Genomic DNA, 13803 nt, shown 5'->3' with positions numbered 1-13803 from the left:
GCCGGAAGCCTGCCCTGCCGCCGGGCCCCGGCGCCAGCACCTGCCGCTGTGCTGTGGACAACGGGCGGCGCTGTGGACGACCGTTTTCCGGACCGGAGCCGGGTTGTGGAAAACTGCCGGGCGCTCCCGCCCTCGTCGTAGGCTGGCAGGCCCCCGGGTGGGTGGGGTCGGCCGAGGGACGGGCACAGGCAGGGGGCGAGAAGCCGGGGGCGGCGACTTGTCACACAGGCGGAGTAGCGTTCTTGCGGTGACAGACGCACCAACCGCGATCACACCCCCATCCGACCTCCCGCGCACCGTGGGCGAGCTGCGGGCCTCCGGCCACGAGTTCCGCACCGTCAAGCAGGAGCTGCGCGACAACCTGCTCGCCCGGCTGCGCTCGGGCGAGAAACGCTTCCCCGGCATCGTCGGCTACGACGACACCGTCCTGCCCGAGGTCGAGCGGGCCCTGCTGGCCGGGCACGACATGGTGCTGCTCGGCGAGCGCGGCCAGGGCAAGACCCGGCTCATCCGCGGGCTGATCGACCTGCTCGACGAGTGGACGCCGGTCATCGCCGGCTCCGAGCTGCACGAGCACCCCTACCATCCGCTCACCCCGGCGTCGCGGCGGCTGGTGGCCGAGACCGGCGACCTGCTGCCGATCTCGTGGCTGCACCGCTCCGAGCGCTACGGCGAGAAGCTCGCCACCCCGGACACCAGCGTCGGCGACCTGATCGGCGACGTCGACCCGATCAAGGTGGCCGAGGGGCGCGCGCTGGGCGACCCCGACACGATCCACTTCGGGCTGGTGCCGCGCACCAACCGGGGCATCTTCGCGGTCAACGAGCTGCCCGACCTGGCCGAGCGCATCCAGGTGTCGCTGCTCAACGTGCTCGAGGAGCGCGACATCCAGGTGCGCGGCTACCAGCTGCGGCTGCCGCTCGACCTGCTGCTGGTGGCCTCGGCCAACCCCGAGGACTACACGAACCGCGGGCGGATCATCACGCCGCTCAAGGACCGGTTCGGCGCCGAGATCCGCACGCACTACCCGGTCGACCTGAGCCTGGAGACCGCGCTGATCCGGCAGGAGGCCGAGCTGGTCGCGGCCGTGCCCGACCACCTGGTCGACGTCCTGGCCCGCTACACCCGGGCGGTGCGCGCGTCGCCGTCGGTGGACGCGCGCTCGGGCATCTCCGCCCGGTTCGCGATCGCCGCGGCCGAGACGGTGGCCGCCTCCGCGCTGCGCCGCAGCGGGCTGCGCGGCGAGCGCGAGGCTGTGGCCCGGGTGTGCGACACCGTGTCGGTGACCTCGACCCTGCGCGGCAAGGTCGAGTTCGAGAGCGGCGAGGAGGGGCGCGAGACCGAGGTGCTGGGGCACCTGCTGCGGGTCGCGACCGCCGAGACGTTCCGCGACCGGCTGGGCGGGCTCGACCTGTCCGGCTTCACCGACCTGGTGGCCGAGGGCGCGATCATCGAGACCGGCGACCTGGTCAGCGCCGAGGAGCTGCTCGGCCAGATCGGCACGGTGCCGGGGCTGGCCAAGGTGCTCGACCGGCTCGGGCTGGGCGACGCGCCGAGTCCCGGGCAGGCGGCGAGCGGCGTCGAGTTCGTGCTCGAGGGGCTCCATCTCACCCGCCGGCTGGCCAAGGAGCTCACCGACGACGGCCGCACCCTCTACGGGAGCTAGGCATGGCACGAAACAGGTTCCGGTACGGGGCGTGGCGCGACGGGCCCGACCCGCTCGCCCCGCCGTACGACGTGCGGGCCGCCGTCGACGAGGTCGGCGAGCGCGTGCTGGCCGGCGACAGCCTGCGCGACGTGCTGCGCGACCTGGTGCGGCGCGGCCCCCGGGCCGGGCGCGGGCTCGACGAGCTGCGTGACCGGGCCCGCCGGATGCGCCGCGACGCGCTGCGCCGCGGCAACCTCGACGGCGCGGTCACCCGGGCGCAGCAGCTGCTCGACCAGGCCGTCGCCACCGAGCGCGACGAGCTGCGCGGCCGCGACGACATGGACGCGCGTTTTCAGGAGGCAGTGCTCGACAACCTGCCGCGGTCCACGTCGCGGGCCGTCGAGGAGCTGTCCGACTACAGCTGGGCGTCCGACGAGGCCCGGCAGCTCTACCAACAGATCCTCGACGGGCTGCGCAACGAGGTGATCGAGCAGCGGTTCGCCGGCATGAAGCAGGCGCTGCAGCAGGGCAACCTCGACGGCGTCTCCGAGATGGTCTCCGACCTCAACGACCTGCTCGCCAAGCACGCCCGCGGCGAGGACACCGACGACGCGTTCCAGCAGTTCATGGACAAGCACGGCCAGTTCTTCCCGGGCAATCCCGGCAACGTCGAGGAGCTCATCGACTCGCTGGCCCGGCAGGCCGCGGCGGCCGAGCGGCTGATGCGGTCGCTGAGCCCGCAGCAGCAGGAGGAGCTGTCCCGGCTGATGGACCAGGCGCTCGGCGACGGCCCGCTGCGGGGACAGCTGGGCGAGCTGACCGACAACCTGCGGGCGTTGCGTCCCCAGCTCAACTGGGGCCGCGGCGAGCGGATGCGGGGCCCCGAGGACCTGGGGTACGGCGACGCGGCCGCGGCGCTGGGCGAGATCGGGGAGCTCGACGAGCTGCTCGACCAGCTCGGCCAGGAGCATCCCGGCGCCACGCTCGACGACGTGGACGTCGAGATGGTGGAGCGCCAGCTGGGCCGCTCGGCCGCCGACGACGTGCGCCGGCTGCGCGAGCTCGAGCGCGAGCTCAACCGGCAGGGGTGGGTCACGCGGGACGCCGAGGGGCTCACGCTCTCGCCCAAGGCGCTGCGCCGGCTCGGGCGTACGGCGCTCGCCCAGGTCTTCGACGACCTGTCGGGCCGCAAGCAGGGGCAGCACGACCTGCGCGACGCCGGGGCGGCCGGCGACCTGATCGGGTCGTCGCGGCGCTGGGAGTTCGGCGACGAGCAGCCGCTGGACGTGGTGCGCACGATCGGCAACGCGGTCCGGCGCCGGGCCGCGGGCGGCGGGGTCGGCGTGCTTCCCGTCCGCCTGGAGCCCGACGACTTCGAGGTGGCCGAGACCGAGCGGCGGGCGTCGGCGGCGGTCGCGCTCTGCGTCGACCTGTCCTACTCGATGTACGCCGACGGGCGCTGGGGCCCGATGAAACAGACCGCGCTCGCGCTGTCGCACCTGGTCGCCACCCAGTTCCCGCAGGACGCGCTGCAGATCATCGGGTTCGGCCTGCACGCGTCGGCGCTCTCGCAGGCGCAGCTGGCGGCGATCGACCCGACCATGGAGAAGGGCACCAACCTGCAGCACGCGCTCAAGCTCGCGGGCCGGCATCTGCGCCGGCACCCGGGGGCCGAGCCGGTGGTGCTGGTGGTGACCGACGGTGAGCCGACGGCCCACCTCGAGCCGGACGGCGAGGCCATGTTCTGGTGGCCGCCGCTGCCCGAGACGGTCCGCGCCACGATCCACGAGGTCGACCACCTGACCCGCTACGGCGCCACGCTGAACTTCTTCATGCTGGGCGAGGACCCCGGCCTGCAGCGGTTCGTGAACGCGGTCGCCGAGCGCAACGGCGGCCGGGTGTTCAGCCCCGACGCGGAGGAGCTGGGGCGTTACGTGGTGGACGACTACGTGCGGGCCCGGCGCGGGCGCTGATCACCATTCGTGCCGCGCGGCTGATCAACTTGGTGCTGCTGTTGCAGTCGCGCGGCACGATGACCGCCGCCGAGCTCGCCGGAGAGCTGGAGGTGTCCGAGCGCACCGTCTACCGCGACGTGGTCGAGCTGTCGGCGGCGGGCGTGCCGGTCTACGCCGAGCAGGGCCGCGCCGGCGGCTACCGGCTGGTCGACGGCTACCGCACCCGGCTGACCGGGCTGTCGCGGGCCGAGGCGGAGGCGGTGTTCCTGGCCGGGCTGCCGGGGCCGGCCTCCGAGATGGGCCTGACCGAGCCGGCCCGCGCGGCCCGGCTCAAGATCCTCGCCGCGTTGCCGCCCGGCCTGCGGGAGGCGTCGCAACGCGCCGGGCAGCGCTTCCACCTGGACGCGCCGGGCTGGTTCCAGGACCCGCAGACGCCGCCGCTGCTGGCCGAGCTCACCCAGGCCGTGTGGCACGACCGCGTGCTGACCATGCGTTACCGGCGCGGCGACGAGGTGACGCGGACCGTCTCGCCGTACGGCCTGGTCCTCAAGAACGGCGTCTGGTACCTCGTCGGCGCGGTGGGGGAGGACCTGCGGTCCTACCGCGTCGACCGGATCACCGCCGTCGAGCCGACCGGTGACACGTTCGCCCGGGATCCCGCCTTCGACCTGCCGTCGTTCTGGGCGGCGCGGGCGGTCGACTTCGTGCGGCAGATGCTGCGCGAGGTCATCACCGTCCGGCTCAGTCCTTCCGGCGTACGGCTGCTGCGGTTCGTCGCCGAGACCGTCGCGGTGGGCGAGGCGCTTGCCGCGGCGCAGGAGCCGGACGCGGACGGGTGGGTCCGCACCCGGCTGCCGGTCGAGTCGCTCGAGGTCGCCTACTCGTACGTGCTGCGTCTCGGCCCGGAGGCGGAGGTGCTCGAACCGGCCTCGCTGCGCGCCCGGCTGGCCGAGGCCGCCGCACGCACGGCCGCGCTCTACCGGTAGCCGGTCACGTCGGCCGGCTTGCCCGGGTCCTGCACCTCGACCAGGTAACGCCACGCGTCCGGGCGGCTGCCGTCGACGTCGGTGAAGCCGTACACCTGCGCCAGCTCGCCGCTGGACACCGACCGGCCGTTCCAGCGGCGCCTGTCCTCGTCGGCGGCGAGGGCTGCCACGGCCCGGCCGACGTACGCCGGGGACTCCGAGATCGCGAAGTGCGGCTCCTTGGCCGTCGCGTCGCGCCAGTTCTGCTCGGTGACCCCGAAGCCGTCGAGCATCATCTCGGAGCGCAGCCAGCCCGGGGTCAGCGCCACCGCCGTGCCGCCGTGCGGGTCGAGCTCGTGCGACCAGGCGAACGCCAGCCGGTTCACGCTGGTCTTGGCGAGGTCGTAGAACACCGAGAGCCGGTAGTTCTTCTCGTTGTACGCCGTGGTGCCGTCGCCGACCTCCACGACCAGCCCGCCGGCCCCGCGGATCAGCAGCGGCATCGCGTAGTGGCTGGTGATGATGTGCGTGTCGACCGCCAGCCGCAGCAGCCGGAAGCCCGCCTCGAGCGGCTGCTCCCACACCGGCTTGTGCCAGGTGGTCAGCGGGTCGCCGCCCCACACGTCGTTGACCAGCACGTCGAGGCGCCCCTGCTCGTCGTCGATGCGGCGCACGAGCCGTTGCACCTGCTCGGGCACCAGGTGGTCGACCGCGGCCGCGATCCCCGTGCCGCCCGCCGCCGTGACCAGCTCGGCGGTCTCCTCGATCGTCTCGGGCCGGTCCATCTCGGAGCGCCGCCCCCGGGTGCTGCGCCCGGTCGCGTAGACCGTCGCCCCCGCCGCGCCGAGCTGCACCGCGATCTGCCGCCCCGCGCCGCGGGTGGCCCCGGCCACGAGGGCCACCTTGCCAGTGAGTGGTTGTTCAGCCATGCCGCCGATGCTCTCCCGAAAACCTGACAACCCATGTCCGCCTTTCTCGCTGTCGTCGGAGGCCGCTCGAAACTGTCGAACTAGGTTCCTAGGATGCTCTAGGCGATGTGCGACACGTGAGTGGTTGGCGACGGGGATTCTGAAGCTCGTTATAGTTGCTCGGCGAGTGGCCGGTCGGGGGACCCGGGCGTCGGGGGACGCATGCATCCGGGTGTGGCCGTGCCGGTCGCCGGATCAGCCGGGCCGCCGTCCCGGCGCAGTCGGGGGAGAGGAAGTCGCGATGTCGCAGCAGCCTGCGCCGTCCATCGCCGGCCCCTCCGACCGGATCTGGACGATTCCGAACGTCATCAGCTTCATCCGGCTGCTCGGCGTTCCGCTCTTCCTCTATCTGCTGCTCGGCCCGCACCACGACGTCGCCGCGGTGATCGTGCTCGCGATCGGCGGCACGACCGACTGGGTCGACGGGTTCGTGGCGCGGCGGATGAACTCGGTGAGCCGCCTCGGGGAGCTGCTCGACCCGTTCGCCGACCGGCTCTACATCCTGGCCACGCTGATCGGGTTCACCGTGCGCGGCGTGGTGCCGTACTGGCTGACCGGCGCTCTGCTGCTGCGCGAGCTGGTGCTGGGCGTCGCGCTGCTGGTGCTGCGACGGCACGGGTACGGGCCCCCGCCGGTGCACTACGTGGGCAAGACCGGCACGTTCGTGCTGCTCGCCGGGTTCCCGGTGATCCTGCTCGCCCGGGCCGTGCCCTCGATCGACGGGTGGGCCGGGCCGCTGGGCTGGGGGCTCGCGTGGTGGGCGCTCGGCCTGTACTGGGCCGCCGGGGTGCTCTACCTGCTGCAGACCGCCCAGCTCCTGCGGGCGCCGCGGGTGGCGACCTGATGGCTGTGCCGGACGAGACGCCCGTCGAAGCCTCGCCGCCGAAGCGGGTCTACGCGCCCGACTTCCTCACCGAGCTGTTCCGCAACCCGCTCGAGCCCGGGTACGCCGACGCGGCCGCCCGCAAGCTGCGCGACGGCGAGCCGGTGGGCGCCCGCAAGAGGGTGACCAGCGGCGTGCTCGCGCTCTCGCTCGTCGCGCTGGGGTTCCTGCTGGTCGTGGCGTACCAGCAGACGGTGGCCGACGAGCCGGCCCGCTCGACCGCCCGCGCCGAGCTGATCGAGCAGGTGCAGAAGCGCCGGGAGATCACGGCCGCGCTGCAGGAGCAGTCCGACCGGCTGGCCGACGAGGTGTCCGCGCTGCGGGAGCGGCAGCTCAGCGGCGAGGAGGCCCAGCGGCTGCGCGACACCGAGGCGGCCACCGGGCTGGCGCCGGTGCAGGGCTCCGGTGCGCGGATCACGGTGGGCGACGGGCCCACGCCGATCAACCCGGTCACCGGGGAGCGCAACACGGTGGCCCGGGTCAAGGACAGCGACCTGCAGCTGGCCACGAACGCGCTGTGGTCGCTGGGCGCCGAGGCGATCGCGATCAACGGGCAGCGGCTGACGGCGACGTCCACGATCCGGCAGGCCGGCGAGGCGATCCTGGTCGACCTGCGCCCGGTCACCACGCCGTACGAGGTGGTGGCGATCGGCCCCGACGACCTCGCGGAGGACTTCCGCACCGGCTACGCGGGGCGCTTCTTCGAGCAGCTCGGCGGCAAGTACGGGATGTCGTTCGACGCCCGCGAGGCCGACGACCTGCGCCTGGACGCCGCCACCGAGCTCAAGCTGCGGGTCGCCGAGACCTCCGCGCCGCCGCCGCAGCCCTCGACCTTCTCGTCCTCCGGATCGGCCTCCACCCCGGCCGGCCCGTCCCGCTCATCGTCGGAAGGCGGCCGATGATCGCCGTACTCGCCCTGATCGCCGGTGTCGTCCTGGGCATCGTGTTCCACCCGACCGTGCCCCCGGCGTTGGCGCCCTATCTGCCGATCGCGGTGGTGGCGGCGCTGGACGCGGTGTTCGGCGGGGTGCGCGCCACCCTGGACGGCATCTTCGACGACAAGCAGTTCGTCATCTCGTTCATCTCGAACGTGCTGGTGGCGGCGCTGATCGTCTATCTGGGCGACCAACTGGGCGTCGGCGGTCAGCTCTCCACCGGCGTCGTGGTGGTGCTCGGCGTGCGGATCTTCGGCAACGTGGCGGCGATCCGCCGCCACCTGTTCCGGGCGTGAGGGGGACGCGGTGACCGAGCAGCCCGAGGACCTGTCCACGGCGGGCCACCAGCCGCCGCCTGCCGCGCAGCCGGACGAGGCCGAGGAGGTCACCCGCCGGCTGACCCCGGTCGAGGACGAGGGTCCCACGGTGGAGACGCCGCGGGAGGCCCCGCCGACCGACGATCTCGAGGGCCCGACGCGCCGGTTGTCCGTGCCCCGGGAGGCGCCCGCCGAGCCGCCCGCCGAGCCGCCGTCACCCGATCCGGTGACGCCGGACGAGGGCGCGCCGGCCGAGGCCGTACGGGAGAAGAAGCCCGCCGGTCTGCTCAGCCGGCGCCCGAGCTCGGCGGGGGCGCTGATCCTCGTGCTGCTGGCGCTGTTCGGCTTCACGCTGGTCGTGCAGCTGCGCAGCAACGACAGCGACGAGGGCCTGGCGAACACGCGCCAGGAGGACCTGGTGCGCATCCTCAGCGACCTGGAGGCGCGCGACAGCCGGCTGCAGAGCGAGATCAGCGCGCTGGAGACCAGCCAGCGTCAGCTCACCTCGGGCGTGGCGGGCCGGCAGGCGGCGCTCGCTGAGGCGGAGAAGCGCGCGGACGAGCTCGGTCTGCTCGGCGGCACGCTGCCGGGCCGCGGGCCGGGTCTGCGGATCGTGATCAACGGCGTCAAGGCGTCGGCGATCCTCAACACGGTCCAGGAGCTGCGCGGCGCCGGCGGCGAGGTCATGCAGATCGCCGGGGCCCAGGGCGGACCGGTGCGGATCGTGGCGTCCAGCTATTTCGTGGACGCCGAGGGCGGCGGCATCATCGTGGACGACAACCGGCTCAGCGGGCCGTTCGTCCTCACGGTGATCGGCGTGCCCCAGGTGATGCAGACGGCGTTGCAGATCCCCGGCGGGGTGGTGGCGTCGGTGAACAGCGGCGGCGGTAGCGTGACGATGGAACAACGGACCTTGGTCGAGGTGACCGCGGTCCGGGCGGCCACGACATTGCAATACGCACGGCCGGCGTCCTGAAACGGTCGCCGGGTAATCGTGGAAACGGGAGAGAACGCGTGATTCCTGAGGACCTGCGGTACACGGCTGAGCACGAGTGGGTGGCCGGAGACGGCAGCGGGCCCGTGCGGGTGGGCATCACCCACTTCGCGCAGGACGCGCTGGGCGACATCGTCTTCGTGGACCTGCCCGAGGAGGGCACCGAGGTGACGGCGGGGGAGACGTTCGGCGAGGTCGAGTCGACCAAGAGCGTCTCGGAGCTGTACGCGCCGATCTCCGGCACGGTGGTCACGAAGAACGCGTCGCTGGCCGACGAGCCCGAGCTGATCAACGCCGAGCCCTATGCGGCGGGCTGGCTGGTGGAGATCGCGCCCGCCGATTCCGGTGCGGTCGCGCAGCTGCTCGACGCCGACGCCTACAAAGCTTTGACGGAGAGCTGACAACCGTCAGCGCGTCCGGTTGCCCCGCGATATTGGCGCTGACTAGGCTCGCGGGGCACAACGAATGTTATGCCATTGAAACCGAATGTCGTGCGTCCGAGCCTTACGGCCGCGGCGGGGGAGACCCGTGCCGCGAGGCGGCGACCAACTGATCCGTGAGGTGGTCCATGACGCGCCCAGACGACGAGTTCCCCCCGCTCGACGTCACGTCCACGCTGAACCTCGGCGCCCTCGACGAGGTGCTCGAGGGACCCGACACCGACGTGGTGCCGAGCCGCATGTCGGGCTCGCTCCCGCCCGGGATGGCGCTGCTGGTGGTGCGCCGGGGCCCGAACGCGGGCGCCCGCTTCCTGCTGGACCATGACGTGACGACCAGCGGCCGGCACCCCGACAGCGACATCTTCCTCGACGACGTGACGGTCTCGCGCCGCCACGCCGAGTTCCACCGCGACAGCGGCACCTTCACGGTCCGCGACGTCGGCTCGCTCAACGGCACGTACGTCAACCGCGAGCGGGTCGAGGCGGCCACGCTCAGCAACGGCGACGAGGTGCAGATCGGCAAGTTCCGGCTGGTGTTCATCGCCGGCCCGCGGCCCGAGGGAGAGGGCAGCTAGCAGTGTCGGGGGCAGCCGCGCGCGACCCGGGAGCCTCACGCCCCCAGGGTGGGCGCGAGCCTGCGCTGATGAGCATCGGGGAGGTGCTCGCCCATCTGCGCACCGAGTTCCCCGACACCACGATCAGCAAGTTGCGGTTCCTGGAGGCGGAGGGGCTGGTCGATCCCCAGCGCACCGCCTCCGGGTACCGCAAGTACTCGTGGAACGACGTCGCGCGGCTGCGGTTCGTGCTGACCGCGCAGCGCGACCAGTACCTCCCGCTGCGGGTGATCCGCGAGCAGCTCGACCGGATGGAGGCCGAGCCGGTGGCGCCCAGCCGCCCGGCCCTGGTCGCGGTGGGCGCCGAGAAGGCCGCCGACCCGTCCGACACCCGGGTCCCCCGGGAGGATGTGATCGAACGCACGGGCGCGTCCGCCGAGCTGCTGGACGAGCTCGAGCGGATGGGCCTGGTCACCGCGCGGCCGCCGGGGTGGTACGACGGCGACGCCGTGATCATCGTCGAGGCGGTCGTCGGCCTGACCCGGTACGGCCTCGAGCTGCGCCACCTGCGCGGCTTCCGGGCCGCCTCGGATCGCGAGGTCGGCCTGTTCACGCAGCTCCTGGCCCCGCTGGTGCGGCAGAGCGACCCGGCCGCGCGGGCCCGGGCCGGGGAGACCGCCCGCGAGCTGCAGGCGCTGTCGCAGCGTCTGCACGCCGCACTGGTGCGCGCCGGACTGCGCGGCGAACTCGGCCGCTAGGGCCGGTTGGCCTAGGCTCTCGGAGGGTATGCGGCACCCGTCGGATCCGGACGGCGGGCGTGTACCGTGCAGGTTAGGGGCAGCCGTGCGGGGCGGCGCGACAACGACACGGAGGCGGCGGTGCGCGAGCTGAGCGTGGTCGGGGTTCGGGTGGAGCTGCCCAGCAACCAGCCGATCGTCCTGCTGCGAGAGGTGGACGGCGATCGGTACCTGCCGATCTGGATCGGCGCGGTCGAGGCGACCGCCATCGCGTACGAGCAGCAGGGCGTCAAGCCGGCTCGTCCGCTGACGCACGACCTGCTGCGCGACATCCTCACGGCGCTCGAGGCGCCGCTGACCGCGGTCGAGATCACCGAGCTCAAGGACAACGTGTTCTACGCCGACCTGCTGATCGGCGAGGACGTGCGGGTCTCGGCCCGCCCCAGCGACTCGATCGCCCTCGCGCTGCGGGTGGGCGCCCCGATCCGCTGCGCCGACCAGGTGCTGACCGAGGCGGGCATCGTCATCCCCGACGAGCAGGAGGACGAGGTGGAGAAGTTCCGCGAGTTCCTCGACCAGGTCCGCCCCGAGGATTTCGCCGGATAGACCCCCAGAAGATCGACAACCGCCTCGCCGGATCGCGGCGTGTCGCCGCGTTACCTCCCTGTTTCCCGAGGCGCTGAGATATACGCTCGTGAAGTCCAGGTGAAGCGGCGGCACCGCGCAGCGGGGAGGTGGTCGCGTGCACGAGCAGCCTGAGGAACAAGACGGCGCACTCGTCGGCGAGGACGGAGCGGTCGGTTATCGCGGGGTGACGGCGTGCCAGGCGGTCGGCATCAGCTACCGCCAGCTCGACTACTGGGCCCGCACGTCGCTGGTGGTGCCCAGCATCCGTGACGCCTCCGGTTCGGGCACCCAGCGGCTCTACTCGTTCCGCGACCTGGTCGTGCTCAAGGTCGTCAAGCGCCTGCTCGACGCGGGCGTGTCGCTGCAGAACATCCGCCGGGCCATCGAGACGCTGCGCTCGCGCGGGGTGGCGGACCTGGCCGGCATCACGCTGATCTCGGACGGCACGACGGTGTACGAGTGCCGCTCGCCCGAGGAGGTCGTCGACCTGCTGCAGGGCGGCCAGGGCGTGTTCGGCATCGCCATCGGCGGCGCCTTCAAGGAGATCCAGGGCTCGCTGTCGCACCTGCCCGCCGAGCCGGCCGGTGGCCCGGTGCCGGTGGGCTCCGACCCCGAGCCCGCGGCCGGGGACGAGCTCGCCGCCCGCCGCGCCCGCCGCCGCGCGGGCTGATCCCGTCGCGCCCGCCGCCGCGTGGGTTGATCCCGTCGCGCACGATGGGCGCGTGGAGATCCTCGAGAGCGGCCCGGGCGACGACGCGCCCGCCGGTTTCCTGTCCGGCACGCTCGGCCGGGTGCTGATCGGCGTGCTGGTGGCCGCCGCCGTCCTGGTGCTCGCGGTGCAGACGCGCGGCAAGGCCCGCACCGCGCCGCCGCCGTCCGCCCCGATCGACGCGTTCCTGGTCGAGGCCGGCACCGGGCACGGCTTCACTGCAGAGCACGCCGCCCACGACTTCGTGATCCAGGTCGACGTGCAGAACTTCAACCACGCGCCGGTGCAGGTGCGCGCCGTCGAGCCCGCCAACGACCCCGCCTTCGCCGCCCTCGCGGTCGCGGTCCTGCCCGGGGCCGAGCCCGGCGACGCGACCTACGAGTCGGTCACGGAATGGGCCCACAGGTCGGTGCCGCTGGGTCCCGACGAGGTGGCCCAGCTGACGGTCGCGGGCCGCGTCGACTGCACCAAGCGGGCCGCGCCGCGCGCCGGCCTGGACCTGCTGGTCGACGGCGAGCGCACCACCGTGAGCCTGCCCCGCGAGGAGGGGCTGGACTGGGCCCGGTACGCCGCGCGTGAGGCCTGCCGCGGCGCGGGCTGAGCCGCCGTACCGGGCAACCCGGTCAAACTCCGGCGGGCGGGGGCGGACGGCGCGTAGCGTCGAGGCTGTGATCCCGCAGCACTATCCGCTCTATCTTCGCGAACTGGGCCCCACGCCGGGCGGTGACAAGGTGTGGCTGGTCGTCGGGTGGATGCCCGACAAGGTGTCCGGGCTGCCCCGCCAGCCGGTGGCGCTGCTCTGCGACGGCGACGTGGAGGAGCCCCGCGTGCTGGAGCAGACGTCGGTGTTCCGGGTGATCGGGCCCAGCCGCCACTGAGCACGCGCAGCACCGTGCGTGCTCGTGACATGACCTTCAGTGTTGTCTATGCTTCCAGGTGCCTTCAACGGGATCTGGGGGACTCGTCGTGCCGCTGCCTACCGCGAAACCGTCCGCGCGCCCGCTCGACGAGGCTCGCCGCAGCCCCATCGACCGGATCGAGCGGACGGCGTCCGCGGCGATCGTGCGCCGCATCGTCCGGTTCGAGCAAGCGCGGGACCGCTCCGGCGTGGCCCCGTCCTCCGCGAGCCGCTGAGAGCCCGCCATCGCGATCCACGCGCACCCCGGCCCGGTCACGGGCGACCTCGGCGTGCTCCCGGCGGAGGCCTTCGACGCGCTCGGCCGCGGCTACGGCGACGCCGCCACGGTGGCGTGGCTGGCCGACGCCGAGCTGGCGATCAACCGGGCCCTGGTGGGCGAGGTGGCCGGCGAGACGGCCGCCGGCGGGCAGCTGCTGGCCGGGCTGGAACGGCAGGCGCCGGGCGTCTTCGACGAGGTGTTGCGGCACCCGTTCGTCCGCTCGTGGGCGGTCAGCTGCCTCGACGGCGGCCCCGGCTGCGACCCCGACTGGGCGTCCGCGATCGCCGCGGCGGTGGCCGTCTGCGCCGGCGTGCGGGCCGAGGTGCCGGTGCGGGCCCACGGCGGGCGCATCCACCTGCCCACGGTCGGGTTCTTCGCGGCGCCCGCGGCCGAGGTCACCGTGGTGGTGTCCGGGCCCGGGTCGTTGACGCTGCGCTGGCCGGGCGGCCGCGTCCCCCTCGCCGGCGACGCCACCGTGAAGGGCTGGCACGCCGCCCGGTGGGTCACTGTGGACGGTCTGCGCATCCTGCTGGAGGACGCCGACCCGTACCGCGACCGCCTCGAGCACGCCGCCGGCGGCCACCTCGGCCCGGCGGACGCGGACGGCTGGTCGGCCGCCCTCGGCGAGGCCTGGGCCCGGCTCGGCACCGACGCCCCGGATCAGCGGGACGGGCTGCGGCAGGGGCTGCGCGCGATTGTCCCGCTGACCCCCGCGCCCGGCGGCACGCCGCGCAGCGCCACCTCGCGGCACGCGTTCGGGGCGCTCGGCGTCGCCCGCACCGGCCCGGCGGAGCTGGCCGTGCTGCTGGTGCACGAGTTCCAGCACGCCAAGCTGGGCGCGGTGCTCGACCTCGTCGACCTGGTGCCCGAGGACGCCGCGCGGCAGCTTGTGT

17 protein-coding genes are annotated in these 13803 nt (G+C 73.5%); 16 read left to right on the top strand and 1 reads right to left on the bottom strand.

The window, feature by feature from the left end; all coding sequences use genetic code 11:
- Positions 1–247: 247 nt before the first annotated feature.
- The 3 genes from ACSNN8_RS25870 to ACSNN8_RS25860 are packed head-to-tail and all read left to right on the top strand — an operon-like array spanning position 248 to position 4589.
- On the top strand, positions 248–1666 hold the full coding sequence (locus ACSNN8_RS25870) for a sigma 54-interacting transcriptional regulator (protein WP_436652148.1): 1419 nt from the start codon (positions 248–250) through the stop codon (positions 1664–1666).
- Between the two features lie 2 nt (positions 1667–1668).
- A complete protein-coding gene (locus ACSNN8_RS25865) occupies positions 1669–3621 on the top strand; it encodes a vWA domain-containing protein (RefSeq protein WP_436652147.1) in 1953 nt (650 codons plus the stop codon).
- A 5-nt stretch (positions 3622–3626) separates the two neighbouring features.
- A complete protein-coding gene (locus ACSNN8_RS25860; protein WP_436655425.1) occupies positions 3627–4589 on the top strand; it encodes a helix-turn-helix transcriptional regulator in 963 nt (320 codons plus the stop codon).
- On the opposite strand, the gene ACSNN8_RS25855 is transcribed toward ACSNN8_RS25860, so the two are convergent.
- Positions 4580–5497: an SDR family oxidoreductase gene (locus tag ACSNN8_RS25855; RefSeq protein ID WP_436652146.1), complete on the bottom strand. Its 918-nt coding sequence runs from the start codon at positions 5495–5497 to the stop codon at positions 4580–4582. The genes ACSNN8_RS25860 and ACSNN8_RS25855 overlap by 10 nt on opposite strands.
- A gap of 280 nt (positions 5498–5777) precedes the next feature.
- Between ACSNN8_RS25855 and ACSNN8_RS25850 the strand changes: the two genes are divergently transcribed.
- The 13 genes from ACSNN8_RS25850 to ACSNN8_RS25790 form a co-directional block, all read left to right on the top strand.
- Positions 5778–6380, top strand: a complete 603-nt coding sequence (locus ACSNN8_RS25850; RefSeq protein WP_436652145.1) for a CDP-alcohol phosphatidyltransferase family protein — start codon at positions 5778–5780, stop codon at positions 6378–6380.
- Positions 6380–7321, top strand: a complete 942-nt coding sequence (locus ACSNN8_RS25845; protein WP_436652144.1) for a DUF881 domain-containing protein — start codon at positions 6380–6382, stop codon at positions 7319–7321. Before ACSNN8_RS25850 ends, ACSNN8_RS25845 begins: the two co-directional genes overlap by 1 nt.
- Positions 7318–7650, top strand: a complete 333-nt coding sequence (locus ACSNN8_RS25840) for a small basic family protein (RefSeq protein ID WP_436652143.1) — start codon at positions 7318–7320, stop codon at positions 7648–7650. Before ACSNN8_RS25845 ends, ACSNN8_RS25840 begins: the two co-directional genes overlap by 4 nt.
- A 100-nt stretch (positions 7651–7750) precedes the next feature.
- The gene (locus ACSNN8_RS25835; RefSeq protein ID WP_436655423.1) at positions 7751–8647 is read left to right on the top strand and encodes a DUF881 domain-containing protein; all 897 of its coding nucleotides are present in this window, start codon (positions 7751–7753) and stop codon (positions 8645–8647) included.
- A gap of 38 nt (positions 8648–8685) precedes the next feature.
- Complete coding sequence (gene gcvH / locus ACSNN8_RS25830) at positions 8686–9066, top strand: glycine cleavage system protein GcvH (RefSeq protein ID WP_436652142.1); 381 nt, start codon at positions 8686–8688, stop codon at positions 9064–9066.
- A 167-nt stretch (positions 9067–9233) separates the two neighbouring features.
- The gene (odhI, locus tag ACSNN8_RS25825; RefSeq protein WP_436652141.1) at positions 9234–9680 is read left to right on the top strand and encodes an oxoglutarate dehydrogenase inhibitor Odhl; all 447 of its coding nucleotides are present in this window, start codon (positions 9234–9236) and stop codon (positions 9678–9680) included.
- 68 nt (positions 9681–9748) lie between these two features.
- Positions 9749–10417: a transcriptional regulator FtsR gene (ftsR, locus tag ACSNN8_RS25820; protein WP_436652140.1), complete on the top strand. Its 669-nt coding sequence runs from the start codon at positions 9749–9751 to the stop codon at positions 10415–10417.
- Between the two features lie 120 nt (positions 10418–10537).
- A complete protein-coding gene (locus ACSNN8_RS25815) occupies positions 10538–11002 on the top strand; it encodes a bifunctional nuclease family protein (RefSeq protein ID WP_436652139.1) in 465 nt (154 codons plus the stop codon).
- 136 nt (positions 11003–11138) lie between these two features.
- Positions 11139–11693, top strand: coding sequence for a MerR family transcriptional regulator (locus ACSNN8_RS25810; RefSeq protein WP_436652138.1), 555 nt, complete (start codon positions 11139–11141; stop codon positions 11691–11693).
- Between the two features lie 52 nt (positions 11694–11745).
- Positions 11746–12333, top strand: coding sequence for a hypothetical protein (locus tag ACSNN8_RS25805; protein ID WP_436652137.1), 588 nt, complete (start codon positions 11746–11748; stop codon positions 12331–12333).
- A 67-nt stretch (positions 12334–12400) separates the two neighbouring features.
- Positions 12401–12610: a hypothetical protein gene (locus ACSNN8_RS25800; RefSeq protein ID WP_436652136.1), complete on the top strand. Its 210-nt coding sequence runs from the start codon at positions 12401–12403 to the stop codon at positions 12608–12610.
- Between the two features lie 88 nt (positions 12611–12698).
- Positions 12699–12866, top strand: a complete 168-nt coding sequence (locus ACSNN8_RS25795) for a hypothetical protein (RefSeq protein WP_436652135.1) — start codon at positions 12699–12701, stop codon at positions 12864–12866.
- A 54-nt stretch (positions 12867–12920) separates the two neighbouring features.
- A partial coding sequence (locus ACSNN8_RS25790) for an aKG-HExxH-type peptide beta-hydroxylase (RefSeq protein ID WP_436652134.1) occupies positions 12921–13803 on the top strand: 883 nt, incomplete at its 3' end.

Origin of the sequence: Actinoplanes sp. URMC 104, from assembly GCF_051386375.1 — a bacterium.
Classification (GTDB): Bacteria; Actinomycetota; Actinomycetes; order Mycobacteriales; family Micromonosporaceae; genus Actinoplanes.
This window is presented reverse-complemented; position numbering and strand designations above follow the sequence as displayed.